This is a genomic window from Mesorhizobium sp. M0019, assembly GCF_040323975.1.
Classification (GTDB): domain Bacteria; phylum Pseudomonadota; class Alphaproteobacteria; order Rhizobiales; family Rhizobiaceae; genus Mesorhizobium.
Genome location: NZ_JAMYVK010000016.1, coordinates 23,329 through 49,712, shown reverse-complemented (window position 1 = coordinate 49,712; position 26,384 = coordinate 23,329). Strand labels below are relative to the sequence as shown.

The following is a 26,384-nucleotide window of genomic DNA, read 5'->3' as shown; positions in this document are numbered from 1 at the left end:
GATCTTTCGCGCCTCTATTGAAAATTGCGCCCTTTGGGCATGACCTTCTCTGCCTTTCCCAATAGTTCCGTTTGCGCGATGCTGCCAGGCTGAGCCTCGTCTGCACTGCTCGACAGTCTGTCCGCAGGCCTTGCCTGCTCGAGCAGCACCGACAGCCACGGCGTCAGATCCTCGACCTTCTCGGCGACGATATGGATGACGTCCGATTCCGATTGCAGCTTGCCGGTGACGCGGATGAGACGCGCGCCCATGACGATGGGGCGGAAGCGGTCAAAAGTCCTTTCCCAGAAAATGATGTTGGCGACCGCATTCTCGTCTTCCAGCGTCAGGAAAATCGCCTTGCCATTGCCCGGCCGCTGCCGCACCAGCACGAGGCCGGCGACCGAAACGCGCCGGCCGTCCCGCACCTGGCCGAGCCGCACATTGGGCGTGACGCCGGAACGATCCAGCCTTTGACGCAGGAAGGCGACCGGGTGCGCCTTCAGCGACAGGCCAAGCGAGCGGTAGTCGTGGACGACGTGCTCGCCGAGCGGCATTGTCGGGAGCCTGGTTGCAGGCTCCAGATCGCGCAAGCGGATCGCCGGCTGGTCGAACAGCGGCAGCTTTTCGGCGGCACTCTTGCCGTCGAGCTCGCGGACCGCCCATAGAGCGTCGCGACGGTTCAATCCAAGCGACCGGAAAGCGTCGGCCTGCGCCAGTTTTTCGATCTCGTCGACGTTGAGGCCCGAGCGCAGCCAGACGTCGCGTACGGATGCATAGCCGGCGCCGCGCCTCGACACAAACGCTTCCATGCGCTCCTTCGACAGGCCCTTGACCTGGCGAAAGCCGAGCCGGACGGCATGGCTGGTCCGGATGACGCCGCGCATCTGGGCATGGCGGTCAAGGATACGATCCGGATCGAAAGGCGATTTCTCCAAGGCGCAATCCCAGCCGGAAAAATTGACGTCGACCTCGCGGATCTCGACGCCGTGGTCATGCGCGTCGCGGACAAGCTGGGCCGGCTGGTAAAACCCCATCGGCTGGGAATTCAGGATCGCGGCGCAGAACACGTCGGGATAGAAGGTCTTGAACCAGCAGGAGGCATAGACCAGCAGGGCGAAGGAGGCGGCGTGGCTCTCGGGAAAGCCGTATTCGCCAAAACCCTCGATCTGCTTGAAGCAGCGCTCGGCGAAGTCTTTTTCGTAGCCCTTGGCGACCATGCCGTCGACCATTCTCTTGCGGTAATTGCCGATCGTGCCGGTGCGCTTGAATGTCGCCATGGCGCGGCGCAGTTCATCGGCCTCGCCCGGCCTGAAGCCGCCAGCAACGATGGCGATCTTCATCGCCTGCTCCTGGAACAGCGGCACGCCCAGCGTCCTGCCGAGTATTTTTTCCAGTTCCGGCTTGGGATATTCGGGTTTTTCCTTGCCTTGCCGGCGGCGCAGATAAGGGTGGACCATGTCGCCTTGGATCGGGCCGGGCCGCACGATCGCCACCTCGATGACGAGGTCGTAAAAGCTTTTCGGCCGCAGCCGCGGCAGCATCGACATCTGCGCGCGCGATTCGATCTGGAAGACGCCGATCGTGTCGGCACGGCAGATCATGTCGTAGACATGCTTGTCCTCGGCAGGCAGAGTGGCCAGCACATAGGGCAGGCCGTACTCGTCCCGCGCCTGCGGATAATGATCCTGGAGCAGGGTGAAGGCGCGCTGCAGGCAGGTCAGCATGCCGAGCGCCAGCACGTCCACTTTAAGGATTTTCACCGCGTCGAGATCGTCCTTGTCCCACTCGACCATCTTGCGCTCGTCCATCGCCGTCTTGACGATGGGCACGATCTCGTCGAGCCGGTCCCGGGTGATGACGAAACCGCCGACATGCTGCGACAAATGACGGGGAAAGCCCATGATCTCGTTGGCGCATTCGATCACATGCCTTGTCGATGGATCGGTCCGATCGAGGCCGCCGGCCTTTGTCTCCTTTTCGCCGAGCTCCGAGGTCGACCAGCCCCAGATCGAACTGGACAGCGCGCCCCGGACGTCGTCCGACAGGCCCATCGCCTTGGCCACTTCGCGCATCGCCGAGCGGCCCCGGTAGCTGACGACGGCGGCGGCCAGCGCGGTGCGCTTGGTGCTGTATTTGGAATAGATGTACTGGATGACCTCCTCGCGCTTTTCATGCTCGAAATCGACGTCGATGTCGGGCGGCTCGTTTCTTTCCTCGGAAATGAAGCGCTCGAAAAGCGTTTCGATCTTGTCCGGGCCAACTTCGGTGATGCCAATGCAGAAGCAGACGATCGAGTTGGCGGCAGAGCCGCGCCCCTGGCAGAGAATGTTCTGGCTGTGGGCGAATTTGACGATGTCGTGGACAGTCAGGAAATAGCGCGCGTAGTTCAGGCGCTCGATCAGAGCGAGCTCCTCCTCGATGCGCTGCGTCACAAAAGCGGGCACGCCCGAGGGGTAGCGGATGGCGGCTCCCTCCTTGGCCAGCCTTTCCAGTTCGGCCTGCGGCCCAAGACCCGATTCCGTCGGCTCGTCGGGATAGTTGTATTGCAGGTCACTGAGCGAGAAGGTCAGCTCGCCGGCAAAACGCAGCGTTTCCGCCAGCGCTTGCGGATGCCTGCGGAAAAGCCGTGCCATCTCCAGCGGCGGCTTTAAGTGACGCTCGGCATTGGCCGCCAGCTCCAGCCCCACCTCGGCGACAGGCACATTGAGGCGGATCGCCGTCAGCACGTCCTGCAGCGGGCGCCGTTCCGACGTATGGTAGAGAACATCGTTGGTCGCCATCAACGGGATGCCGGCCAGCTCCGCCATCGCCGCCGCCTGCTCGATACGGAAGCGGTCGTTGCCGCGGTAATCCGGCGAAACCGCAAGCCGCAGGTTTTCACCGAAACGATCCCTGAGCCGGCTAAGGAGTGCGTGGCTGGTTTCCGCGTCCGCCGACACATCCGGCAGTATGGCGAGCGACAGGAGATCGCCCCATTCGAGAAGATCGCTCTGTTTGAGGAGCGTCGCCCCTTTTTCGTTCTCGTCACGCAGATTGGCCTGCGTCAGCATGCGGCAGAGATGACCCCAACCCTTGCGATCCTGCGGGTAGGCGAGGATGTCCGGCGTGCCGTCGCAAAAAACCAGGCGGCAGCCGGGATGATAGGAAACACCCTCCACCTTGGCCTGCTGCCAGGCGCGCACCACGCCCGCCACCGTGTTGCGGTCGGCGAGACCGATCGCCGAAAACCCCAGGAATTTTGCCGCGACCACCAGCTCCTCCGGTTTCGAGGCACCGCGCAGAAACGAGAAGTTCGACTGGATGCCGAATTCGGCATAGGGGTTGGCCGTCAGCGCATTCATGCGAAGATCCCATGCATGAACCAGCGCGGCGAGGGCTGCGAGGCGCCGTAAAGGCCCTGGCGATAGAGCCAGTAACGGCGGCCGTCGGCATCCTCGATGCGGAAATAATCCCGGGTCGGGGCATCTTCTCGTCCCGCCGCCCCTCGCCACCATTCCGGCGCGATGCGCTCCGGCCCTTCGGCGCGCGCGACCCGATAGAGCGCGCGCCGCCAGCGGAAGTTCAAAGGCGGGCCTTCCGGCATTTCGGTGGCCGGCACCTCGATCGGCTCGGGCGAACGGAAAAGCCGGATCGGCCGTTCCGGCTGGAAGACGGTCGTGGGAGCGTCCTTCGCCTTGTCCGGCTGCTTCGGCGGCGAGCTTCTCTGCGGCGCCTCCGTGAAGGGAAGGGTGGCGACGGCGCGCTCCGGCAAATGGCTCTCGACGGCGACCGGCTTCAAGACCGCGCCTTCGCCGAACCGGGCGCGAATGCGGTCGGCAAAAAGCGCGATATCGGCACCGTCGTCGCTCGTCTCGCCGGCAAGGTCGGCCTGCTGCATGTCGAAGGCGGCGGCGGTCAGCACCGAAAGGCGCACGAGATCGAAGCCATAGCCGGCGTCGATATCCTGTTCGAGCGCGGCAAGCCTTTCGTGGAACAATTTCTGGATCAGCCGCGGCTCGCGCAGAGGCCGCGAGGTGCCGACGGCGATGCGGCTGACGCCGCCATCGACGCGGAAAAGCAGCAGCGCCAGCCGCCTTGCGCCCTCGCCGCGACGCTCGAGGTCGCTCTTCAAGGTGGTCGCCAGCATGCCGGTCAGCCGCTCGATGTCCTCGGTCAGCATGATCGGCTCGGCAAGGTGACGCTCGACCGAAAGCGGTGCCACCGGCAGGCGCGGCGACACGGCCTCCTCGAGGCGGCCAAGCGCCTGGTCGAGGCGCAAGAGCAGCGATGCGCCGAAGCGGCGGGCCAGCGGCGCGCGCGGTGCCGCCATGACGGCGCCCGCCGTGCGCAGGCCGACGCTTTCGAGGCTGGCGCGTACCTCCGGGTCGATGCGCAGCGCCGCCAGCGGCAAGGGCGCGAGAAGCGCTTCCTCCTCACCATCGGGCACGATGCGGTCGCCAGCAAACCGCGCCGCCGCCCAGGCAGCACCAGGCGTGGCGGCAAGCCCGGCGCGGACATCGAAGCCCTGATGGAAAAAACGCGACAGGATATCGTCCAGCATCGAGCGTTCGCCGCCGAAAAGATGGGTGCAGCCGGTGACGTCGAGATAGAGGCCGTCGGTCCCGTCAAGCGCCACCAGCGGGGTATAGCGGTCGCACCAGTCGGCGAGGCCTTCGAGCAGGCGCCGGTCGGCCTCCGGATCGGCCTCCACGATGTCGATCGAGGGATGCATGGCGCGTGCGTCGGCTATGCCCATGCCGCGCTTCAGATTAAGCGCCTCGGCCCGTTCGTCGAGGGCGGCGATGCGCTGGGTGTTCCCTTGGCGATGGCTGATCACCAGCGGCAGGTGATCCGACGGCCGGGAACGCCAGGACCGCCCCAGACGCTGCCGCAGGATCCTCTCGGCGGCGAGATGCGGAAACCACAAGGATAGGATTCTTTGGCCGTTCTGGGGTCCATTCCTGAGACCTTCCTTGCTCGCCCCGTCTTTCTTCGAATATGCGTTCATCGGGGTTCCACTCCAGTGTGAATTTTCCGGGCAAGGCCGTGCGGCTCTTGCCGATGGCGACGGTGAAGGCGGGCCGGCCGATCGAGCCGGCGAGCGGCCCGGCAAGCGTCTTACGCGTTGCCGCCGGTGCCGCCGACAGGATGAGGCGGACGGGCGCTGCCGTCGGTTCGGGCTCGCCGGCCTGGCGCAGCAGGAACAGCGGCCGGCCCGCACTCTGCGCGCGGGCGTGCAGCCGCCGCGTCGCGGTGAGGTCAAGCCGCTGCGGGCTGCCGCGGATTTCGAGGATGACGGCGGCCAGCGCCGTCATCCGGGCAGCCTCCTCGGCGATCCACAGCGCATCGAGCAGCCTTGGCGCCTCGGAAAACAGCAATTGCTCCGGCTCGATGCCGAAGAAGGCGTGAAGCCCCCTGGCATAGGGAAAGCCGGCCTCGCGGAAAACCTCTGATGTGCCGATCCACAGCACCGGCAATCGCAGCCCCTGGCTGAGGATCAGGCTGACGAGCGACAAGGCAAAACCGGCAACGGCCCCGGCATCGCGGGTCGCGGCGCCATGAAACTCGCTCAACGCCGCCTTCGGCAGGCCGCCGCTCAGCGCAGCATCGAGGCGCTCGGCGCCGGTGCGCAAAAACGCATCGGGCGGCGCCACGGCGAGGCCGCGCCGGACAATGGTCAGATTCCGAGCGGGTGTCGGATGCCGAGAGGGTGTCAGACTCTGACGAGGAACATCCGCGTCAAACGACGAACTGGCCGGCGCCTCCAGGCGCTCGGGCAAGGTCCCTTCGATCTTCGCGATCTGGCGGCGCAGGGCAAAAACAGTCTCCCGCGCCACGGCGCTTGTCGCCATGACGGTCAGCTTCCACTCACAATTGTTCCTGCTATGTTCCCTAGGATTCCAGAGGCCGCCCGAAGAGTCAAGCGGAGTCATGGGGAATTTATTCCTGTAGTGGGGGCATGACACGGGCACTCCAGCCCGACCATTTGCCGAGTCCGGCCTGAAAGCCTATATGCCGGGATCAAAGGACAAAGCATGGCTCGCATCTACCAAACACGCATCTGGCACGACCAGCTTTCGCCAACGATGGAGGAAATCGAGCTCCTGGCGCTGGAGGCCTATGCCCATCTGCCGGAGGACTTTCGCAAGCTGACCGGCGAGATCGTCATTCAGATCGCCGAATTCCCGACCGACGAGATCATGGACGACCTTTCGCTGGAAACGCCCTTCGACCTGCTCGGCCTGTTCGAGGGGCGCGGCATCGCCGAGCGCTGGAATCCGCAGACCGGCGAGGGGCCGAACCGCATCACGCTCTATCGTCGCGCCATCCTCGACTACTGGGCCGAGAACGAGGAAACGCTGGGCGACATCGTCACCCATGTGCTGATCCACGAGATCGGCCACCATTTCGGCCTGTCGGACGACGATATGGAGAAGATCGAAGAGGCAGCGGAGTAGGATGTGCTGATATTCAGGTGATGCCGGCCTGCGAACGGCGGCTTCCCGCACTTCCGGTGTTAACGTCCCCAAAAGTACGCTCCGCTCCGGTTCTCGGAAACCACCCAGTCTGGTCGCTTCGCGCCCGTCTTCGACTCCGGCGCGGCCTGACCTGAATCTCAACACACCCTGCTTCGGCGCTTTTGCAAAGCCTACCAATCGCTGAGCTTGGTGTCGGGGCCGTATTCCTGGCCCTCGATGTCCTTCACCACGGCCTGGCCGCAGCGCATGGTCTTGGCCTCCTTGTCATAGGCATAGGTCGGCGAGCCGAACAGGTGCCAGCCCTTGTTCAGCGCCGCCGTCACCTTGTGGCAGAAGCTGGCATCGTCCGGGCCGGACAGAAAGCGGTAGAGTTTCATTCTTCAATCCTGTCGTCAGTTACGTTAGTCATGCGCGAACAGCGGCGGCCTTCGCCAGCAGTTTTTCGGCCTGCGCCAGATGCAGCCGCTCGACCATCTTGCCGTTCAGCGCAACTACCGCCCTACCGGTATTTTCGGCGAACGCGAAGGCATCCTTGACCGCGCGCGCCTCGGCTATTGCTTCGGGCGACGGTGCAAACGCGCGGTTCGCGGCTTCGATCTGAGCTGGATGGATCAGCGACTTGCCGTCAAAACCCATGGCGGCCGCTTCCGTGCACTCGCGCGCAAACCCGTCCATATCGCGAAAATCATTGAAGACGCCATCGAGCAGGTCGAGGCCGCCGGCGCGCGCGGCGAGCACCATCTGCATCAGCCATGGAACGAGATAGCGCCGGTCGGGCATGGCGAGAATGCCGGTGTCCTTGATCAGGTCGTTCGTTCCGGCAACGAAACAAACCAGGCGAGAGGCTGGGTCGCGGCCGAGCTCGGCGATCGGCCCGATATTGAGCAGCGCCTTGGGCGTCTCGATCATCGCCCACAGCTTGACCTCGTCCGCGATAAAATTGTCGTCGAGCACGTCGCCGGCCTCGAGGATGTCGCGCGGCGTGTCGACCTTGGGCAGCAGGATGGCGTCGGGCGTGCATTTTGCCGCGGCCGGCAGATCGTCGGCGCCCCATTCGCTCGACAGCGCATTGATGCGCACCACCATCTCGCAGCGCCGGTTGGAATGGCCGGCGAAAATCGCCGCCAGCTTTTCGCGCGCGGAAGGCTTGTCGGCCGGGGCGACGGCGTCCTCGAGATCGATGACGACGGTATCGCAGGCCAGCGATTGGATCTTGGCCAGCGCCTTGTCGTTCGAAGCCGGGACGTAAAGCACCGAGCGGCGCGGGCGGTAGCTTTCGGTGGTCATCTCCGATCTATGCCGTCTGCAGCCGGCCGAGGCAAGCCGTGCATAAAAACTGCGCGCAATTTCGGAAAATCTCCTCGTCTCCGCCCCGCTTGCCACCCGACCGGATGCGACAAGGGCGGCATGCAAGAGCGAACGAACTCCCGTTGGTCCCTGCCATACCGGCTTCGCCGCGAAAGCTGGTGGCTCGTCGATCCGCCCCGGACTTCGGTAAACCTCCTCCCTTTCGTCCGGAAATCCCCGCCCACCGGCCGCATCAAAGCCGCCGAGAAAGCCCGATCATGATAGTATTCCTCTCGGCGGCGCCGAGCTATTGCAACCGCTTCGGCGTTGCCGTCCTGCTCGTCGCGCTGGCCGATTTTTTCTTCTATGGCCAACCGGCGGGCATCACGCTTTTCCTGTTCGGCGTTGCGATTGCAGCGGCGAGCATGGCTCTCCATCCTCTCGGCGCCTTCAAGGATGGCAGGTTCTGGTTCAAGCCGGTTGCGCTGTTTATGGCGCTGCTGCCGCTTGTGGAAAATGTCAGCGCACTGTCCGTCTCCATCGCGCTGGCGGCGACGGCCATCTTCGCGCTTTCACTGGCCGGACGGTTGCGGCGCGGCCTTGCCCGTATTGCCGGCCAACTCTCGCTGTTCCTGCTTGCAACGCCATTTCGGCTCGTCCTTGATTTCTTCCGCTGGCGCATGGCGGCGCGGCGGCTTGGCCGGCGGCGCGTGCGCCTTGCGGCGATCGCCGTCTGGGTCATGCCGCTGGGCCTCGGCGCAGTGTTCCTCGCGCTGTTCGGCGCCGCCAATCCGGTCATCGAATATTGGTTCTCGCTGATCGACCTGATGGCACTGCTCGACCTCGTCCAGCTGCCACGTCTCGCCTTCTGGCTGTTCGTGCTTGCCTGCGTCTGGGCCTTTCTGCGGCCGCGCCTGCCGCGCTTTCTCCGCCGCCGCAGGGTGTCGCCAGCCAGCGCACCGGCGACGCCGGCCACCAGGACCACCATCGAGGACATCGTCTTCGGCAAGGCCGCTATCCTCCGCGCGCTCGTCGTCTTCAACATCCTGTTCGCGGTGCAGAGCGCACTCGACGCCACCTATCTGTGGGGCGGCATCGCGCTTCCCGACGGGCTGACCTATGCCGCCTACGCGCATCGCGGCGCGTATCCGCTGATCGTCACGGCGCTGCTGGCCGCCGGCTTCGTGCTGGCGGCGCTGCGGCCGGGAAGTGCGACCTCCGGCGATCCGCTCATCCGCCGGCTGGTTTATGCCTGGGTGGCGCAGAACATCCTCCTGGTGATCTCGTCGATCCTGCGGCTCGATCTCTATATCGGTATCTATGCGCTGACCTATTGGCGTGTCGCTGCGTTCGTCTGGATGGGGCTGGTGGCGGCGGGCCTTGTCCTGATCATAGCCCGCATCGCGCGCGAAAAGTCCAACGAATGGCTGCTTTCCGCCAATCTTCTGACGCTATCGGCGACGCTCTATGCCTGCTCGTTCATCAACTTTGCCGCGCTGATCGCCAACTACAATGTCGACCATTGCTTCGAAATGACCGGCCAAGGCACCCAGCTCGACGTCTGGTACCTGCGCTCGCTCGGGCCCGGCGCCTTGCCGGCGCTCGATCGCTTCGTCCAGCACCAGAGCAGGACGGTTTCCGCGGAGGATGCCTCCATCCGCGAACTCGCCGGCTGGTATGCACAGGACGAAGCACGCTTCCGCGCCGGCCAGGAAAACTGGCGGGGCTGGAGCTTTCGTGACTGGCGGCTCAACCGCGCCCTCGACAGGCGTGGCCCGTTCGTGGTTCCTCCGATGTCCGAACCCTTCATGCCGGGCCGCTGATTTGATGCCGCACCACATACTGGTCGCCGACGACGACCCGCACATTCGCGAAATCATCTGCTTCGGGCTGGAAAAGGCCGGCATGAAAACGCTGGCGGTGCCGGACGGCGCGGCTGCCTTGCAGGCGATAGAGCGCCATGCGCCCGATCTCGTCGTGCTCGACATCGGCATGCCGGAAATGGACGGGCTGGAAGTGTGCCGGCGGCTGCGCCACACATCCGACCTGCCGGTGCTGTTCCTGTCCGCGCGGGATGAAGAGATCGACCGCGTCCTCGGGCTGGAGATGGGCGGCGATGATTATGTCACCAAGCCGTTCAGCCCGCGCGAGCTGGTCGCCCGCGTCAACGTCATCCTGCGCCGCGCGCGGCCCACGCCGGAACCAGCCGACGACCGGCAATTCTCGCATGGCAGACTGTTGCTGGTTCCGGCAAGCCATACAGCCAGCTTCGACGGCAAGCCGCTGGCGCTGACGTCGATCGAATTCGCGATCCTGAAAGGCTTTTTGGCGCGGCCGGCGTATGTGCTTGGCCGCGACATGGTGATGGCCAACGCCTATGCGGCCAATATCCATGTCGCAGACCGCACCGTCGACAGCCATATCCGCAATATCCGCGCCAAGCTGGCGGCCGTCGGCTGCGTCGATGCGATCGAGACCGTGCACGGCGTCGGTTTTCGGCTGGGCGGATGCGGCGCGTGAGCGCCCAAGAACTGATTGGCAGCAAATGGCGGCCTCGCCTCGCCACGGTCGTCATCGCCATCCTGATCATGGTGATGGCGCTGCCGCTGGCCGGCCTGTTTTTCTTCCGGCTCTACGAGAACCAGCTGATCAGGCAGACCGAGGCCGAGCTGATCGCCCAAGGCGCCGCCCTTGGCGCGATCTATGCGCAAGAGGTTCGCGAGGCCGGCCTTGCCCCGGAAAAGCTCGGCGCACCCGTGCCTTCACCCAACACCAGCGATCGGGCCTCTCCCTACCAGCCAATCGAACCGCGCCTCGATCTTGCGTCCGACAGGATCCTGCCGACCCGGCCCGCGGCCACCGCGGCCAGCGCCGATCCAGCCTTCGCGGCAATCGGCGCACGCCTGTCGGGCATTCTTGCCGAGACGCAGAAGACCACGCTCGCCGGCTTCCGGCTGCTCGATCCCAGAGGCGTGGTCATCGCCGGCCGTGAGGAGGCCGGCCTGTCGCTCGCCGCTGTCGACGAGGTTCGCGCAGCGCTTGCCGGCCGCTACGCCAGCGCGCTCAGGCTGCGGGTTCCCGACCAGCCGTCGCCGCCGCTCTATTCGGTCAGCCGCGGCACCAAGGTTCGCGTCTTTGTCGCCATGCCGGTTGCGGTCTCCGGCAAGGTCGCCGGCGTCGTCTATCTGTCGCGGACGCCGAACAACATCGTCAAGCATCTCTATGGCGAGCGCGGCAAGGTGGCGCTGGCGGCAATCACCATCCTCGGCGGCGCGCTGCTGATCGGGCTGGTCTTCCTGCGCGCCGTCAGCCGTCCGATCTATGCGCTGATGGAACGCACGAAACGCATCGCCGCCGGCGACCGCGCGGCGATCAGGCCGCTCGATCACCACGGCACGCGCGAAATGGGTGAACTCTCTGCTGCTTTCCTCGACATGGCCGAAAAGCTGCACGCACGCTCCGACGGCATCCAGACCTTTGCCACCCACGTCTCGCACGAGCTCAAATCGCCGCTGACGGCGATCCAGGGGGCCGCCGAACTGCTGCGCGATTCGGGCAGCGCGATGGACGAGGCCGAGCGGCGGCGCTTTTCGGACAATATCGTCACCGATGCCGGCCGGCTCAATCTGCTGGTGCGCCGCCTGCTCGACCTGGCGCGCGCCGAAAATCTCGAGCCGAGCGGCGAAAGCACGTCGCTCACTGCTGCACTGGCGCTGCTGCCGGCCGACGACAGGCTGGCGGTGCGCGTCGAGGCGGGCACCGAGATCGGGCTGCGCATATCGGCCGAAAACGCTGCGATCGTGCTGGCCAATCTCATCGACAATTCGGCGCGGCACGGCGCGACGCTGGTATCGGTCACAGCCGCAAAAGCGGACGGCAAGGCCACCATCGTGGTCGCTGACGACGGCGCCGGCATTTCGCCCAGCAACCGAGGCCGCATCTTCGAGCCGTTCTTCACCACGCGCCGCGATTCCGGCGGCACCGGCATGGGCCTCGGCATCGTGCTGGCCCTCCTGAAAGCGCATGATGGCACGATCCGGCTGGTTGACTCGGCGAGCGGCACGCGCTTCGAGATCATCCTGCCGGCGGCGTGACTCGGCGGTTCAGATCGGAAGGGCCAAAAGGTGCATTACGACATCGTCATCATCGGCGGAGCCATCGTCGGCTCCTCGGTCGCCTATTATCTGCGCGAGGAAGGGTTTTCGGGCTCGATTGCGCTTGTCGAGCGTGACCCGCAATTTTCTCATGCGGCGACCACACTGTCCTGCGCTTCCATCCGCCAGCAGTTCTCGATCCCGGAAAACATCCGGCTGTCGCAATTCACGCTGAAACTGTTCCGGCGGCTCAGGGAAGAGTTTGGCGCGGACGCCGATATCGGCTTTCGCGAAGGTGGCTACCTCATCCTTGCCGGCGAGAACGGGCTGCCGATCCTGCGGGCCAACCACGAGGCGCAGATGGCCGAGGGCGCCGACATCGTGCTCGAGAATGCGGAGGCGCTCGTCCGCCGCTTTCCGTGGCTGTCGGTCGAGGGCATTTCCGCCGGCGCCTATGGCCGCAGCGGCGAAGGCTGGTTCGACGCGCATGCGATGCTGATGCTGTTCCGCAAGGCACTGCGAAGCAAGAACATCGATTTCATCACAGCGTCGGCGACCGGTATCGAGCGGCAAGGGAAGCGCGTCGCCGGCGTGACCCTCGACAATGGCGAGCGGCTCGAGGCCGGCACCGTCGTTAACACCGCCGGGCCGAATGCCGGCAAGGTGGCAGCAATGGCCGGGCTGGCGCTGCCGGTGGAGCCGCGCAAGCGCAATGTCTTCGTCTTCGAGGCGCGCGAAAAATATGACGACATGCCGCTGCTGGTCGACCCAAGCGGCATCTATGTCCGGCCGGAGGGCTCGGTCTACATCACCGGCGGCGCCGAGCCGGAAGAGGGCGAAGGACCGGCCGACCCCGCCGACTTCGACCCCGACTGGCCGCTGTTCGAAGAGGTGATCTGGCCGGTGCTGGCGACCCGCATTCCAGCCTTCGAGGCGATCAAGCCGACGCGCGCCTGGGTCGGCCATTACGACTACAACACGCTCGACCAGAATGCGGTGATCGGCCCGCACCCGGAGGTCGGCAATTTCCTCTTCGCCAACGGGTTTTCCGGTCACGGCTTGCAGCAGGCTCCGGCGGTCGGCAAGGCGCTGGCCGAACTGATCGTGCATGGCGGCTATCGCACGGTGGATTGCTCGGCGTTCGGGTACAGCCGGATCGCCGACGGGCGGCCGTTTCGGGAATTGAATGTAATTTAACGCCGGCGCGAAGGGATGCTACCGTTGCTTGGTGGATTAAGCCGCCACCAAGCCGCCCGTACCAAGATACGCCTGAAGCCAGCCCAGCACCCGGGCCCAGCCTTCGGCATGCTTCGTTGCGGCAGCAGCGAGGCCGGCGAAGCCGCCATGGCAGATGGTGACGCGTGTGCCGCCGGCGATCGGCTCCAGCAGCCAGGCGACTTTGGTTTCGCGGCGGCCAAGCGTCGGATGGTCCCAGTCGTATCTCCGCGTCTGCACGATCCGGCGCGGCTCTTCGATCTCCAGGAATTCGCCGCTGGCGGGCAGGTGTCTGCCGGCCGCCGTCTCGACGGTGACGCTCCAGCGACCGCCGACGCGGAGGTCGGCCGCCCATCCGGTCATCCGGTAGGTCCTGGCGGACCCCCACCAGCGCTCGACCTCGCGTGTAACGAGCGCGTCAAATATCCGCTCGGGCGGCGCGCGAACATCGGCGCTCGCCATAACGGTCTCGCCATTGGTCATGCTGTGCACCGCGGAACTGTACATCGCCCTGTCTCCAGAAACGTTTCGCTATCGAAACAACCTCAAGCCTTCGACGCCGGGCGCGACAGGCCTTTGCCGGTTTCGAGCAGGCTCTTCAGGCTGGACAGGATGAGCGGCCAGCCGTTCGCCACATGGCCAAGCAGCTTGTGCGGTCCATCGGCTTCGTGTGTGATGGCGAGCTTCATCATCTCGCCCTCCTGCTCGATGGCGAAGGTGCAGCGTGTGTAGCCGTCCGCCTTGACCTCGGGCATGAACTCGTTGCGCCATTTGAGCACGATGCGCTTGGGTGGATCGATCTCGAGGACCTCGCCGCTGTCGGACGCGGCCGTCGGTGTAAACCATCTTCCACGCCGAACCTTGTTTCCAGTCGCTTAGCATCTGGGCGCCGAGGAAATATTGCCGCTGGAACTCCGGCTCGGTCAGTGCTTGCCAGAGTTTTTCGGGCGAAGTGCGGATGTAGGTGACATAAACGAAAATGTTGCTCATCAGTCTTCCCTTTCGAGACGTTTCTTCAAATCGCTGAGGGCGCCCAGTCGCCCCCGCTCGAATTTGCCGATCCAGCGTTCGGCGATCTCGTTGATGGGAACCGGATTCAGATAATGTTGCTTCTCGCGTCCCTTGCGGATGGTGGTGACGAGGTTTGCTTCTTCCAGGATCGCCAGATGCTTGGTCACCGCCTGGCGCGTCATGTCCATCTCACCGCACAGCGCGTTCAGCGTCTGCCCGTTCCTGGCATGAAGGCTGTCCAGCAATCGCCGGCGTGTCGGGTCGGCCAAGGCGCGAAAGACGGCATCCATGCTCATGACTCTAATATGCAACCATTTGGTTGCATGTCAAGAGGCAGAACCCTAGCCAAGAATGCGCGGGTTGAGGTCGCTGGGAGTGGATTTCAGCGCTTGCGGCCGAACCAGAATGCGTTGGGCATGCGCTCCATGCCGATACGCTCATAGAAGCCGACGGCGTCGGGCATGGAGATCAGGCTGATGGCAACGGAAGGTCCGAGTTGCCGGCGTGCCTCATCCATCAGGCCCTTGCCGATACCCAGCCCTTGCGCCGATGCAGAAACAGCGAGCTCGGAGATATAGCAGACCCAGGAAAAGTCGGTGACGCCGCGAGCGACACCAACCAGCGGCTTGCCCGGTGCATCGATGCGCGCGGTGAGCACCAGGGCGGCACTCGTGAGCATCGCCTTCAAACGGGCATGATCATCGACGGGCCGTGTCTCGCCGAGGCCGGATTCCACCAGAACGCGGCGGAACTCGGCGATGCCGAGGCCCGGTTCGCTGGCGTAAAGGATCGTGGATCGCGTTGTCATGTCGACAAAAGTGCACCATGGGCTGGTGGTTTTGAAGCTGTTTTGTACCGATTTTGTGTTTCGATCGACGACGGAAGTCCAAAAACAGCCGTCTTTTATTTGCCCGCGGCATTGTGTAAACCGAGCGCCAGCAATTCCCCGCAACGAGAAGAAGACGGGCAAGAACCATGGAAAAATTCACCAAGCTCACCGGTGTCGCCGCGCCGATGCCGATCGTCAATGTCGACACCGACATGATCATCCCCAAGGATTATCTCAAGACGATCAAGCGCACGGGGCTCGGCACCGGCCTGTTCGCCGAAATGCGTTACAAGGACGACGGCTCGGAAAACCCGGACTTCGTGCTCAACAAGCCGGCCTACCGCAAGGCGCAGATCCTGGTCGCCGGCGACAATTTCGGCTGCGGCTCGAGCCGGGAACATGCGCCGTGGGCGCTGCTCGATTTCGGCATCCGCTGCGTCATCTCGACCTCGTTCGCTGACATTTTCTACAATAACTGCTTCAAGAACGGCATCTTGCCGATCACCGTCAGCCCGGAAAACCTGGAGAAGCTGATGGACGATGCCTCGCGCGGTTCCAACGCGACGCTGTCGGTCGATCTCGAAGCCAAGGAAATCCGCGGGCCGGACGGCGGCGTGGTCAAGTTCGACCTCGACGAATTCAAGCGCCACTGCCTCTTGAACGGCCTCGACGATATCGGCCTGACCATGGAGAAGGCCGGCGCCATCGCTTCGTTCGAGAAGAAGAACGCCGAGCTGCGGCCCTGGGCATAGGCTCTAAAGCCGCGCCGACGGTCAGCCTCTACGCCAAGTGTCCGGGGAGGGATGTGATGACACGCTTGCTTGTTGCCGCTGCCTGCGGACTGCCGCTGATGCTGCTGCCCCCGGCGAGCGTCTATGCCCAGACGCAGACGCCCGCCACGGAAGCGCCAGCGGCAGATCAAGGCGCCAGCGACACAGCCGCCGCCGACGATGACAAGCAGGCGCCGATCCCGTTCGAGGGCGGCCAGCTGACCATCACCCAGGAGGAAGAATACGGGGAACGGGTACTCGCCTTCGACGGCAAGGAACTGGCGCGCAATTACGACGTCTTCTTCGACAAGATCGTCGAGGTCGGCGGCGTCAAGGTGGCGCTGGTCGATGTCGGCGACGGCGGCAACCAGTGCGGCCCGGCCAAGGTGATCGTGTGGAAGCCGGAGGGCGGTGCGATCCAGACGACCACGGTCGAGCAGGATGAATGCGGCGCGCCGCCGGCCGCGATCTCCGACAGCGCCGTCTATTTCGTACCCTATCTGCTGCCGGGCGATTCCAAGCCGGCGCTGCAATGGTCGCCGACGGACGGACTGACGACGTCCGGTAATCTGACCTACATGCCGGAGCCGGGCACCGACTGGAAAGACATCGATCCGTCGAAATACGACAACATCATTGATGCCTTTCACAACGAGGCCGTCTACAGGCTAGCCGAGACGCTGCTCGGCAAGGACATGCCCGACATGGCGACCAGCCTGCTGGTCGGCGGCGGCACGGAAAAAACCGCGTCGGGTGCCTTCTTTGCCAGCGGCTGCGTGCCGCATGATTGCGGTGGCAATGACGGCTTCATGGCGGTCGACCCGGTCAAGCACAAGCTGTATTTCGCCCGCCGCGGCGACAAGCCCGAGCCGGACGCGTGGCCGGCGGTGAGTACATGGCCGGCCGACGTCAAGGAAGCGCTGGACAAGGCGCTGGGGTCGCCGAATTAGAAATCGTTCTGCCGCGATCCTTCGCGCGCCCCTCTGTCCTGCCGGACATCTCCCCCACTTGGGGGGAGATCGGCCGTCACCGCCGCTTTCGCCAAACCGCCTACGCTGCAAAAAAGGAGGACACCATGCGAAAACTGATCTCCACCGGTTCGCCCTTCGAGAAGACCGCCGGCTATTCGCGCGCCGTGGTGCAGGGCGACTGGTGTTTCGTGTCCGGAACGACCGGCTACGATTATGCGACCATGTCGATGCCGGAGACCGTGGAGGCACAAACGCGCAATTGCCTGACGACGATCGCCAAGGCGCTCGGGGACGGCGGCTTCGAGACGGCCGATGTGGTGCGGGCGCATTACTATATCACCGATGCGGCTTTCGTGGATGTGGTGTTCCCGATCCTCGGCGAGGCCTTTGGCGAGATCAGGCCGGCGGCAACGATGATCGTGTGCCAGCTCAACAAGCCGGAGATGAAGATCGAGATCGAGGTGACGGCGCTGCGGCGCACAGCCTGATGCCTGTCACGGTTGCGACAACGACACGGTTAGCACGAGGATCGGCCCATGGTGAAGGTCAGGCGCATCGTTGCAAACATAGACACGCAGGATATCGCGGCGGCAAAACCCTTCTATCAGGATGTGCTCGGCCTCGATCTCAAGATGGATATGGGCTGGATCGCTACCTACGGCTCGCAAGAGACGATGTCCGTGCAGGTCAGTTTCATGGCCGAAGGGGGATCAGGAACGCCGGTGCCGGACATCTCTATCGAAGTCGACGACGTCGATGCCGCGCTTGAAAGCATGAGGACGGCCGGCTTTGCCATCGAATACGGTCCGGCGGACGAACCCTGGGGCGTGCGGCGCTTCTTCGTACGCGACCCGTTCGGCAGGCTGGTCAATATCCTTTCGCATCTCTAGGCATTTTGTCTTGAGCATCGGATTTCCCAAAACCGGTTTCCACTTTTGGGTCCGATGCTCTGAACCGCAGGCTTGCGCGCCGGCCGCTTGGCGTTTAGCAAGGCCGCGGCTCACGACACAATCAGGACGGTTCCCCATGGCTTCGAAAAATCTTCTCCTGCTTGCCGGCGACGGCATCGGCCCCGAGGCGATGGCCGAGGTGAAGAAGCTGATTTCCGCCATGAACGACAGGCTCGGCAGCGATTTCGTCACCGATGAGGGCCTTGTCGGCGGCTGCGCCTACGACGCGCATGGCGCGGCGATTTCCGATGCCGACATGGCCAAGGCAATGGCGTCGGACGCGGTGCTGTTCGGCGCCGTCGGCGGACCGAAATGGGATGCGGTGCCTTACGAGGTGCGCCCGGAGGCGGGTCTGCTGCGGCTGCGCAAGGACATGGAGCTGTTTGCCAATCTCAGGCCGGCAATCTGCTATCCGGCGCTGGCGGCGTCCTCCTCGCTGAAGCAGGAGGTGGTCGAGGGGCTCGATATCCTGATCGTGCGCGAGCTCACCGGCGGCGTCTATTTCGGCGAGCCTAAGCAGATCATCGACCTCGGCAACGGCCAGAAGCGCGGCATCGACACCCAAATATACGATACGTTCGAGATCGAGCGCATTTCGGGCGTTGCCTTCGAATTGGCGCGCACGCGCAAGAATCACGTCACCTCGATGGAAAAGCGCAATGTGATGAAGTCGGGCGTGCTGTGGAACGAGGTCGTCACCCAGACGCACAAGGCCAAGTATGCCGACGTCAAGCTCGATCACATGTTGGCCGATGCTGGCGGCATGCAGCTGGTGCGCTGGCCGAAGCAGTTCGACGTCATCGTCACCGACAATCTGTTCGGCGACATGCTGTCCGACATCGCCGCCATGCTGACCGGCTCGATCGGCATGCTGCCGTCGGCCTCGCTCGGCGCGCCGGATGCGAAGACAAAAAAGCGCAAGGCGCTCTACGAGCCGGTGCACGGCTCGGCGCCCGACATCGCTGGCAAGGGCATCGCCAATCCGATCGCCATGATCGCCTCCTTCGCCATGTGCATGCGCTATTCCTTCGGCATGGTTGAAGAGGCCGACCGGCTGGAAGGCGCGATCGCCGCCGTGCTCGATCAGGGCTTGCGCACCAGGGATATTCATTCACCGGGGATGACCGAGGTCGGCACCGCTGAGATGGGCGACGCGATCATCGCCAAATTTTTGGGCTGATCCCGTGTCGGTCGACGTCCGCTGGGCGACGACCGGGGATGCGGCGGCACTCGCCACCGTGCTTTGCGAGATGGCGGCACAGGGCAATTCATGCCGAGCCCTTGCCGGATCGCGCCAGCGTGAGCGTGTCGATCCGTTTCTTCCTGCCTGAGATAAATTCGACGATGCGGTGCGTTTCGTAACTCCGCACAACGAACGAAGGCGCGGTCCAAAGGTCGTCGATCGTGATGTCATGATCGCGGAGGCGCCCCAGTGCCAGCGACACGCTGAAACTGCGGTTCTCGTTCATTCTGCGGAAGCGCATATGTACGATGTTGCGCTTTTCGGCGATCGAAAGCAGCTCGTATAGGTCGAGCGGTTCCCCCTGAGCGCTTCTGAACGCGGTGTGGGAGTTTATGACGCGCGCCTCCACGCGGCCTTTCTGCGAACGTGGGTTATCGGTGCAGCCATGTTTTGGCCAAGGCCAGCCAAGATTGTCGAAGAACACCCGGCCGCCGTGTGGGCATTGATAATAGAACACCTGCTTGCCGCAGACCGGGCAATGCGCGTTTGGGTTGACATATGAAACGACGGTGCCGAACCTCGATATAGTCGAGTGTGAGACGTTATAGCTGCGGGCGATCTCGGTCAGCAATTCCTCACCTTTGTGCGAAATCCGTGAATTATGCACAAGCCGGCTCGATCTCAATACGATTAACCCGAACTGCTATTTGTTTCGCATACTGATTCAAACGTTTGACATTTGGTTGGCAATTACGTATATTCATCTTGTCGGATGGCTCATGACGAGCACACCGCAAATTGAAGGACGGCTAAGTGATTAATCTGTTAAGCGAACAGTCTGAATCGGTTCGGTGGCGACTGATGGTGGGCGCGGCAAAGAAGGCGGCCGAGGCGCAGGGTTATTCCCTAGCCCGCGTGCCGGGACGGGGCCTGTCGAACATTTGGAACATCACCAAGGACGGCAAGACGACAGTGGCCGCGATCCGCACTACGCGCGACCGCTACATCGCCTTCCCTCCGTTGAAAGGGGGCACGAAGTGGAAGACGCTTGATGATGTCGAGACTGTCATCGTTGCGACGGTGGACTCGAAGGATGACCCGGAAAACGTCGAGGTCTACATTTTCCCGGCCGATGACGTGCGCAAGCGTTTCAACGCCCACTATGCCGCCCGCTCCAAGGAGGGGCAGACTATCAAGGATAATTTCGGCATGTGGGTAGGGCTCGACCGCGACAATCGCGGTATTGCCGCCAGTGTCGGGACGGGCATTCTCGATCACTACAAGCGTGTCGCGGTCTATGCGATTTCCGATCTACTCGCCGACAATCCTCACGAAGAAGCGGGCAGGGAAGAGGTAGAGCACGCGCCCGAGACGGTCGAACCTAGCTTGTCCACAATCGCCGAAGTGATGGCCTGGGCGAGAGACCGCGTGGCCCAGCTTGCAGGCGTGCAGGTGGAGGCGGTGAAGCTCGATTTGAAGATCGAGTATTGATGCCTGCGTTGACGGCCGGCTTAACCTCCTCTAATAGGATTCTTATCAATCCTATTAGAGGAGTGACGAATGCCAAATCTCGTCAAGGTGAAGCTCGACTACAGCGCCGTAGGGTCGCTTCTCGAAGACCTCCAGGTCGGCCGGCGTGACGACGTTAAATTGAGAATTCGTGCTGGGATTGTCTCGGCTCATGTGAAGCGAGCGGATGGCCGCGTTCAGTCAGCCACGACAATGCTTAACGGACAATTTCGGCAACTGACCGATTTCAATCCGTCAGGATTGACGCCAGCGGCGCGGCGAAGGATTGTCAAGAAACTCCGCAAAGATGGCCATCGTCAAACCGCAATCGCCGATCTGATCGGCGTATCGCAAGCGACCGTCTCACTCGATCTCCGGAAATAGAATGAGCGTTAAGGGTCTCGCCGGCCGCTAACAATGGCGATGATGCCCACAACGGCTGATGTCGCTTCAATGCAAATGGCGGCATCGCGGAAGCCGGCAGTGCGCTGATGTTGTAGTCGCAAGGCAAGGTCTAGCGCTGTGCGCGCATGTTTACGCACTTCCTCGGCCGCGCCGCCCCGCATCTCAACAGCGACATAGGCCTCAATCATGCGCTTATAGTCGGTAGTGCTCACGCGCACATCCGCCTCGGTTGGATGCTTCGTAGGGTCGAAAACTTCCTGGGCAACTGAAATAAGGGCTTCCCGGCAAAGCAGACCGATCGCTTGGAACTGCTCCTCGGTCTTCGCGCGGGAGAGGCGCTCACGCGCATCTACAATAGTTCGATCGACACGAGCCCAGCCGGTAGGCGGAGTCTCTGCCACCCGGGAAGCGCGAACGCGAGAAATCAGCGGCGCAAATAGATCGGCGACATAGGCGCGCCGGGGTCCATAGCCCGCGATGTCAGCGCTCCATTTTCCATACCATTGCCAAAGGTCGCTGTAGGGCAGCGGGTTCTCAATTTCCCGGTTGCGCAGTTCGTCAGCTACCGTGCGATAATCCTCCTGGAACTCATTATTCACCTCGCCGATGCGAGCGCCACCAGTGGCAACGCTGATCATCACGGCTCGCAGCTTGTCGAGTAAGGCGAGTAGTTCCGGGTCCGTCATGGACGATTCCTCGTGCGCGCGCTAGCGTGGGTCTCCTCCATGCGCGCTGAAATACGCTGCACAACCCCCTTCGTCATTTCTAAAAACAGGTCGAGCTCCTCAGCGTTGAAGTGCCGACGGCACGGGCAGAAGGTGTTCCTTAGGCTGTCGTCTGGCGGGGCACTAGACTAAGGACGACACTAAACCCTGACACCCGCCGGCACGGGACCCCACTTGTTCTCGCGCGGCTGGGTCGGGATCAGCGCAAAGATCAGGATGATCACGGTGCCGAAGGTCGGGATCAGGAAAAGCAGGAAGAGCCAGCCGGTCAGGCCGATATCGTGCAGGCGACGCACGTTGAGCCCGAACCACGGCAGGGCTGTCGCCAACAGGAAGAGACCGGAGAGGCCGACTGTCACTGCCGGCAGGTCAGCGACATTGCCCATTGCGCCGTCGATAAAGACACCGATGCCTATGACCACGAGCAGCGCGATTATCCAGAACAGGCTATAGCCCCAATATTCCTTGCGGCGGGCGCGGCCGGCGAAGTTGAAGTAATTCTCGGTCAGACCCAGCCAGAAATAGTTCCACAGGCCGGCCGATTCGGCCGGACTTTGTTCAGCGGAACGGCCGAAATGTTGCGGCTGACGTGCCGCTGGCGCATTGCCGGCCTGAGACGGCGCGGCGGTTGCAGTGGAGGCGTCGGCGGGCGCACTGGCAGGTTGGGCGCGGATCGAAAAAACATCGCGTGCCCGTCCGCCAGCCGGCTGGAATTCGACGGTCGTACCTCCGGCAACCGATGCTTCGCGGCGCAAATCTTCGCGCGCCAAAGTGTAGCGGTTGCCGTCGGCTCCGGTGATGAAGCCGAAACCCTGGTCTTCGTCGTAATGAAGAACTTCGCCGCGCATGTCCTGCCCACCCCCATTTCCCCGCCCCAGACTGTGCAAAGTTCCGGCAGACCGCAAGGGGCGTGCGGAAATGGAGAGTGCTGGCTATTTACCCCGGCCGTTCTTCGATTTCTTGTGTTTCGCAGGTCCGCCTTCGAACTTCGCCTTGGCCGGTTTCCCGGCCCAGGGCTTCGCCTCGAATGCCGGGCGCTGGTCGGCCGGTGCGCGCTTCTCGAATTTGGGCGTGTTCTGATCGAAGGTGCGCTTGCCGCGGTGCGGCTTCTTGTCGGGCCGTGGTTCCTGATAGCCGGCCCGCGACAAATCCGGCGTGCCGTCCAGCCGCTTGACCGCAATGTTGCCCTGCAGCTTCCGGTCGGGGCCGATCGCAGCGAGGAAACGCTCGGCCCAGTCCGCCGCGATCTGCACGAAGGTTTCCTCCGGCTGCATCTTGATGGCGCCGATCTCGCGCTTGGAAATGCCGCCTGTCCGGCACAGCATCGGGATCAGCCAGCGCGGCTCGGCATTCTGCCGGCGTCCGACCGACAGCGAGAACCAGACGCTGTCGCCGAAATCGTCGCGACGGCTCGGTGTCTCGTCCCGCCGCGCAAATTTTTCGCCCGACGGCGTGAACGCTGCCACGTCGAGAAGATCCTCCGGCGCCGAGTGGCTGGAGCGGCACATCCGCACGAAGGCGGCGGCAACCTGTTCGGGCCCGTGCTGATCGAGAAGCGCCTCGACGAAGCCGCGCTCCTCATCCTTCATAGGCTCGCTGAAGACCGGATCAGCGAGAATGCGCTCGTCGTCGCGCCGTATCACGTCGTCGGCCGACGGCGGGCTCGCCCAGGTTGCCGCAAGGCCGGCACTTTGCAGCAGCCGCTCGGTGCGCCTGCGGGCACTATTGGGCACGATCAGCGCGCTGACGCCCTTGCGTCCCGCACGACCCGTGCGTCCGCTTCGGTGCAGGAGCGTTTCCGGGTTGGTCGGCAGGTCGGCATGGATCACCAGCTCGAGATTGGGCAGGTCGATGCCGCGTGCCGCGACGTCGGTGGCGATGCAGACCTTGGCGCGGCCGTCGCGCATCGCCTGCAGCGCGTGGCTGCGCTCGTTCTGGCTAAGCTCGCCGGACAGCGCCACGACGGAAAAGTTGCGGTTGTTGAAGCGCGCTGTCAGATGGTTGACGGCGGCGCGGGTGTTGCAGAACACCAATGCATTCTTCGCCTCGTAGTAGCGAAGCACGTTGATGATGGCGTTTTCGCGGTCCGCCTGGGCGACGCTCAGCGCCCGGTATTCGATGTCGAGATGCTGCTTTTCCTCACCGGAGGCCGAGATGCGTACCGCATCGCGCTGGTAGCCTTTGGCCAGCGTGGCGATGGAGCGCGGCACGGTCGCGGAAAACATCAGCGTGCGGCGATCGGCGGGTGCGGCATCGAGGATGAATTCCAGATCCTCGCGAAAGCCGAGATCGAGCATCTCGTCGGCCTCGTCGAGCACCACTGCCTTGAGCGCCGACATGTCGAGCGAATTGCGGGTGATGTGGTCGCGTAGGCGGCCGGGCGTGCCCACGACGATATGGGCGCCGCGCTCCAGCGCGCGCCGTTCGGTGCGCATGTCCATGCCGCCGACGCAGGACGCCACCGTGGCGCCGGTCAGTTCGTAGAGCCATTCCAGCTCGCGCGTTACCTGCAGGGCCAGCTCCCGCGTCGGCGCTACGGCCAGCCCCAGGGGTGCCGCCGCGTGGGAAAAGCGCTCCGCGCCATCGAGAAGGGTCGGCGCCAAAGCCAAACCGAAGGCGACGGTCTTGCCGGAGCCGGTCTGGGCCGAAACCAGCGCATCGGCCTGGCCAAGCTCGAGAACGGCCTTCTGCACCGGCGTCAGCTCGACATAGCCGCGTTTTTCCAGCGCCTTTGCCAGCGCGGGGACAATAGCTTCGAAATTGGACATCTTGCTCTTTCGAAATTCGGATTCTGAATACCCGGCGACGGGTCAAATGTCGGCAAGCGCCACAGACGGGCGCCACGAGCCAGACGATGCTCGTTCGTACTTGGTGCCGCCGTCATTGTACAGGGCGGGCGGGTCGGCCTGGTTGCGATTGACTCTAGACGTAAACCGCGTAAAAGCCGGCACCGAACGGGATAGTTTTCGATGCGCGGCCTTTTGATGGCGCTTTCTGCCTTCGACATCCCCGGCCCCAATGCGAACCATTGGGCCGGGCGCGTCGCTGCGTCTCCTCGTTCCAGCAAAATCACGTTCTTGCTCAAAAAAACCGGCAAAACGACCACCAAAACGGTCTGATTCCCTTGGCCTAACCACCCTCTCCCGGGTCCGGCCCGGGGGTTGAAACCCGCATCGGCCGGCGGGTTTTCTCCAGAAAACGAGCGGAGAGGGACAGGAGATTTCGATGAGTTTCAAGGTTGCGATCGTCGGCGCCACGGGCAATGTGGGCCGGGAAATGCTCAACATACTCGAAGAGCGCGGCTTTCCGGTGAGCGAGGTGGTGGCGCTGGCCTCGCGGCGCAGCCAGGGCACGGAAGTGTCGTTCGGCGACCGCACGCTGAAGGTCAGAGCGCTCGACCAATATGATTTTTCAGATACCGACATCTGCATCATGTCGGCCGGCGGCAACGTCTCCAAGGAATGGTCGCCGAAGATCGGCAAGCAGGGCTGCGTCGTCATCGATAATTCGTCGGCCTTCCGCTACGACCAGGACGTGCCGCTGATCGTTCCGGAAGTGAACCCGGATGCGATCTCGCTGTTCACGCGCAAGAACATCATTGCCAACCCAAACTGCTCGACGGCGCAGCTGGTCGTGGCGCTGAAGCCGCTGCATGACGCGGCCACCATCAAGCGCGTCGTCGTCGCCACCTACCAGTCGGTCTCCGGCGCCGGCAAGGAAGGCATGGACGAATTGTTCACGCAGACGCGCGCGGTGTTTGTCGCCGACCAGGTCGACGTCAAGAAGTTCACCAAGCGTATCGCCTTCAACGTCATCCCGCATATCGACGTCTTCCTCGACGACGGCTTCACCAAGGAAGAGTGGAAGATGGTGGCCGAGACCAAGAAGATGCTCGACCCGAAGATCAAGCTGACGGCGACCTGCGTGCGCGTGCCGGTGTTCATCGGCCATTCGGAAGCGGTCAACATCGAGTTCGAGAAGCCGATCACCGCCGATGAGGCGCGCGAGATCCTGCGCGAGGCGCCGGGCTGCCAGGTCATCGACAAGCGCGAGGACGGCGGCTACATCACGCCGCTGGAATCGGCCGGCGAGGACGCCACCTTCATCTCGCGCATCCGCGAGGACTCGACCATCGACAACGGCCTGTCGATGTGGATCGTCTCCGACAATCTGCGCAAGGGCGCGGCACTCAATGCGGTGCAGATCGCCGAGCTGCTGGTCGAGCGCGGGCTGATCCAGCCGAAGAAGAAGGCGGCATAACTTTTTCGCTCACGGCCGTATCGCTGCTGTCGCGGCTGGCCCTCCGCGGGGGCGCCGGACGACCGGCGGCCCGCAGTCGCGGGGTCGGCCTTCGGCGGTTGTTTCGCTCACGGCCGTATCGCCGCTACGCGGCTGGCCTCCGCGGGGGGGGCCGGAAGGCCGGCGGCCCGCAGTCGCGGGCTCGGCCTTCGGCCGTTAGCGCCCTTCTCCCCGTTCACGGGGAGAAGGTGCCGGCAGGCGGATGAGGGGCACAGGCGTCTCAAATAGGCAGCAAGGCGACGGCGTCACAGCCGGTTCTCCTCCGCTAGGTCCAACAGCAACTCCAGCGCCTCCTCCGCCCGGTCGGCGGGCACGAACAGATGATCGTGGTAGAAGGCCGAGACCGGATTGACGCCGATGCCGGCGGTGGCCAGCCGCGCGGTGATGGCGGCGAGGAAGCCGACCGCTTCCAGCGACGAATGGATGTTCAGCGTCAGCATCCGGCAGCGGAACACGGTTTTCAGTCCAGCGGCCTTGGCATGGTCTTCAAGCACGATCAGCGTCGTGCCCTCGCGCTCGCGAAACAGCATCACCGGGTGGAGCCTGTCGGGAACGGGCGCATCGGGTGGCAACGTGGTGAAGACATGAACGCCGGCAAGCAATTCCGGCGTCATTGCCGCCAGCAACTTTTTCAGGTCGGTCTCTCCGGCCATCGGTTGCTTTCGTTGTGCGATCAGGCGGCGGCTGCCGTCGAGC

General features: G+C 63.6%; 27 protein-coding genes and 1 pseudogene. 14 read left to right on the top strand and 14 right to left on the bottom strand.

The features are described 5' to 3' along the window. Positions 1–14: 14 nt before the first annotated feature. The 3 genes from NKK47_RS14095 to NKK47_RS14085 are packed head-to-tail and all read right to left on the bottom strand — an operon-like array spanning position 15 to position 5,813. Positions 15–3,323, bottom strand: a complete 3,309-nt coding sequence (locus NKK47_RS14095) for an error-prone DNA polymerase (RefSeq protein WP_352577316.1) — start codon at positions 3,321–3,323, stop codon at positions 15–17. Then, positions 3,320–4,798 carry a DUF6504 family protein gene (locus NKK47_RS14090; protein WP_352577314.1) on the bottom strand — a complete coding sequence of 493 codons (1,479 nt, stop codon included), beginning with the start codon at positions 4,796–4,798 and terminating at the stop codon, positions 3,320–3,322. Before NKK47_RS14090 ends, NKK47_RS14095 begins: the two co-directional genes overlap by 4 nt. Then, positions 4,731–5,813, bottom strand: a complete 1,083-nt coding sequence (locus NKK47_RS14085) for an ImuA family protein (RefSeq protein ID WP_352577312.1) — start codon at positions 5,811–5,813, stop codon at positions 4,731–4,733. The genes NKK47_RS14090 and NKK47_RS14085 overlap by 68 nt, the downstream gene beginning before the upstream one ends. A 183-nt stretch (positions 5,814–5,996) precedes the next feature. On the opposite strand from NKK47_RS14085, the gene NKK47_RS14080 reads away from it, so the two are divergent. Then, complete coding sequence (locus NKK47_RS14080) at positions 5,997–6,419, top strand: metallopeptidase family protein (RefSeq protein ID WP_023680515.1); 423 nt, start codon at positions 5,997–5,999, stop codon at positions 6,417–6,419. 191 nt (positions 6,420–6,610) lie between these two features. Here the strand turns inward: NKK47_RS14080 and NKK47_RS14075 are convergent, their stop codons facing one another. Both NKK47_RS14075 and NKK47_RS14070 read right to left on the bottom strand, forming a co-directional pair. Then, positions 6,611–6,817, bottom strand: a complete 207-nt coding sequence (locus NKK47_RS14075; RefSeq protein WP_352458330.1) for a DUF1737 domain-containing protein — start codon at positions 6,815–6,817, stop codon at positions 6,611–6,613. A gap of 28 nt (positions 6,818–6,845) precedes the next feature. Further along, positions 6,846–7,727: an HpcH/HpaI aldolase/citrate lyase family protein gene (locus tag NKK47_RS14070; protein ID WP_352577310.1), complete on the bottom strand. Its 882-nt coding sequence runs from the start codon at positions 7,725–7,727 to the stop codon at positions 6,846–6,848. A gap of 278 nt (positions 7,728–8,005) precedes the next feature. Here NKK47_RS14070 and NKK47_RS14065 point away from each other — a divergent pair, with 278 nt between their 5' ends. The 4 genes from NKK47_RS14065 to NKK47_RS14050 are packed head-to-tail and all read left to right on the top strand — an operon-like array spanning position 8,006 to position 13,018. Then, positions 8,006–9,550 carry a DUF4153 domain-containing protein gene (locus NKK47_RS14065; protein WP_352577309.1) on the top strand — a complete coding sequence of 515 codons (1,545 nt, stop codon included), beginning with the start codon at positions 8,006–8,008 and terminating at the stop codon, positions 9,548–9,550. A gap of 4 nt (positions 9,551–9,554) precedes the next feature. Further along, the gene (locus NKK47_RS14060) at positions 9,555–10,247 is read left to right on the top strand and encodes a response regulator transcription factor (RefSeq protein WP_352577307.1); all 693 of its coding nucleotides are present in this window, start codon (positions 9,555–9,557) and stop codon (positions 10,245–10,247) included. After that, positions 10,235–11,821: an ATP-binding protein gene (locus tag NKK47_RS14055; RefSeq protein WP_352577305.1), complete on the top strand. Its 1,587-nt coding sequence runs from the start codon at positions 10,235–10,237 to the stop codon at positions 11,819–11,821. The genes NKK47_RS14060 and NKK47_RS14055 overlap by 13 nt, the downstream gene beginning before the upstream one ends. 30 nt (positions 11,822–11,851) lie before the next feature. After that, positions 11,852–13,018: an NAD(P)/FAD-dependent oxidoreductase gene (locus NKK47_RS14050; RefSeq protein ID WP_352577303.1), complete on the top strand. Its 1,167-nt coding sequence runs from the start codon at positions 11,852–11,854 to the stop codon at positions 13,016–13,018. A 36-nt stretch (positions 13,019–13,054) separates the two neighbouring features. Here the strand turns inward: NKK47_RS14050 and NKK47_RS14045 are convergent, their stop codons facing one another. The 4 genes and pseudogenes from NKK47_RS14045 to NKK47_RS14025 form a co-directional block, all read right to left on the bottom strand. Next, positions 13,055–13,543, bottom strand: a complete 489-nt coding sequence (locus tag NKK47_RS14045) for an SRPBCC family protein (protein WP_352577301.1) — start codon at positions 13,541–13,543, stop codon at positions 13,055–13,057. A 38-nt stretch (positions 13,544–13,581) separates the two neighbouring features. Next, positions 13,582–14,026: pseudogene (locus tag NKK47_RS35200) on the bottom strand (SRPBCC family protein). Next, entirely contained in the window at positions 14,026–14,337 is a 312-nt protein-coding gene (locus NKK47_RS14030) for an ArsR/SmtB family transcription factor (RefSeq protein WP_031213186.1), read from the bottom strand. Before NKK47_RS14030 ends, NKK47_RS35200 begins: the two are co-directional and overlap by 1 nt. Before the next feature lie 92 nt (positions 14,338–14,429). Next, positions 14,430–14,855, bottom strand: coding sequence for a GNAT family N-acetyltransferase (locus NKK47_RS14025; protein WP_352570056.1), 426 nt, complete (start codon positions 14,853–14,855; stop codon positions 14,430–14,432). 167 nt (positions 14,856–15,022) lie between these two features. Here NKK47_RS14025 and leuD point away from each other — a divergent pair, with 167 nt between their 5' ends. From leuD to leuB, 5 genes are all read left to right on the top strand, one after another. Then, positions 15,023–15,628 (top strand): 3-isopropylmalate dehydratase small subunit, encoded by a 606-nt coding sequence (gene leuD, locus NKK47_RS14020; protein WP_023680526.1) that lies wholly within the window; start codon positions 15,023–15,025, stop codon positions 15,626–15,628. A gap of 56 nt (positions 15,629–15,684) precedes the next feature. Next, entirely contained in the window at positions 15,685–16,596 is a 912-nt protein-coding gene (locus NKK47_RS14015) for an Ivy family c-type lysozyme inhibitor (RefSeq protein ID WP_352570054.1), read from the top strand. Positions 16,597–16,721: 125 nt separating this feature from the next. Next, positions 16,722–17,105, top strand: a complete 384-nt coding sequence (locus tag NKK47_RS14010; protein ID WP_352570052.1) for a RidA family protein — start codon at positions 16,722–16,724, stop codon at positions 17,103–17,105. Positions 17,106–17,156: 51 nt separating this feature from the next. Further along, positions 17,157–17,507 carry a VOC family protein gene (locus tag NKK47_RS14005; protein ID WP_352570210.1) on the top strand — a complete coding sequence of 117 codons (351 nt, stop codon included), beginning with the start codon at positions 17,157–17,159 and terminating at the stop codon, positions 17,505–17,507. 136 nt (positions 17,508–17,643) lie between these two features. Then, the gene (gene leuB / locus NKK47_RS14000) at positions 17,644–18,747 is read left to right on the top strand and encodes a 3-isopropylmalate dehydrogenase (RefSeq protein ID WP_352577299.1); all 1,104 of its coding nucleotides are present in this window, start codon (positions 17,644–17,646) and stop codon (positions 18,745–18,747) included. An 88-nt stretch (positions 18,748–18,835) separates the two neighbouring features. Here the strand turns inward: leuB and NKK47_RS13995 are convergent, their stop codons facing one another. Further along, positions 18,836–19,381: a hypothetical protein gene (locus NKK47_RS13995; RefSeq protein ID WP_352577297.1), complete on the bottom strand. Its 546-nt coding sequence runs from the start codon at positions 19,379–19,381 to the stop codon at positions 18,836–18,838. Positions 19,382–19,611: 230 nt separating this feature from the next. On the opposite strand from NKK47_RS13995, the gene NKK47_RS13990 reads away from it, so the two are divergent. Both NKK47_RS13990 and NKK47_RS13985 read left to right on the top strand, forming a co-directional pair. Continuing rightward, a complete protein-coding gene (locus NKK47_RS13990) occupies positions 19,612–20,241 on the top strand; it encodes a hypothetical protein (protein WP_352577295.1) in 630 nt (209 codons plus the stop codon). 69 nt (positions 20,242–20,310) lie between these two features. Then, the gene (locus NKK47_RS13985) at positions 20,311–20,643 is read left to right on the top strand and encodes a hypothetical protein (RefSeq protein WP_352577293.1); all 333 of its coding nucleotides are present in this window, start codon (positions 20,311–20,313) and stop codon (positions 20,641–20,643) included. 8 nt (positions 20,644–20,651) lie between these two features. Here the strand turns inward: NKK47_RS13985 and NKK47_RS13980 are convergent, their stop codons facing one another. The 3 genes from NKK47_RS13980 to NKK47_RS13970 all read right to left on the bottom strand — a co-directional run bounded on the left by NKK47_RS13980 (position 20,652) and on the right by NKK47_RS13970 (position 24,157). Then, entirely contained in the window at positions 20,652–21,350 is a 699-nt protein-coding gene (locus tag NKK47_RS13980; protein ID WP_352577292.1) for a hypothetical protein, read from the bottom strand. Positions 21,351–21,529: 179 nt separating this feature from the next. Beyond that, a complete protein-coding gene (locus NKK47_RS13975) occupies positions 21,530–22,237 on the bottom strand; it encodes a DUF805 domain-containing protein (protein WP_352577290.1) in 708 nt (235 codons plus the stop codon). Between the two features lie 84 nt (positions 22,238–22,321). Then, positions 22,322–24,157, bottom strand: coding sequence for a DEAD/DEAH box helicase (locus NKK47_RS13970; protein ID WP_352577288.1), 1,836 nt, complete (start codon positions 24,155–24,157; stop codon positions 22,322–22,324). Between the two features lie 201 nt (positions 24,158–24,358). Between NKK47_RS13970 and NKK47_RS13965 the strand changes: the two genes are divergently transcribed. Next, positions 24,359–24,508 (top strand): hypothetical protein, encoded by a 150-nt coding sequence (locus tag NKK47_RS13965; protein WP_352450216.1) that lies wholly within the window; start codon positions 24,359–24,361, stop codon positions 24,506–24,508. A gap of 106 nt (positions 24,509–24,614) precedes the next feature. Beyond that, positions 24,615–25,649 carry an aspartate-semialdehyde dehydrogenase gene (locus NKK47_RS13960; RefSeq protein WP_023680535.1) on the top strand — a complete coding sequence of 345 codons (1,035 nt, stop codon included), beginning with the start codon at positions 24,615–24,617 and terminating at the stop codon, positions 25,647–25,649. A gap of 284 nt (positions 25,650–25,933) precedes the next feature. Here NKK47_RS13960 and NKK47_RS13955 read toward each other — a convergent pair whose 3' ends face one another. After that, positions 25,934–26,341 carry an ACT domain-containing protein gene (locus tag NKK47_RS13955; RefSeq protein ID WP_352577286.1) on the bottom strand — a complete coding sequence of 136 codons (408 nt, stop codon included), beginning with the start codon at positions 26,339–26,341 and terminating at the stop codon, positions 25,934–25,936. Positions 26,342–26,384 lie beyond the last annotated feature (43 nt).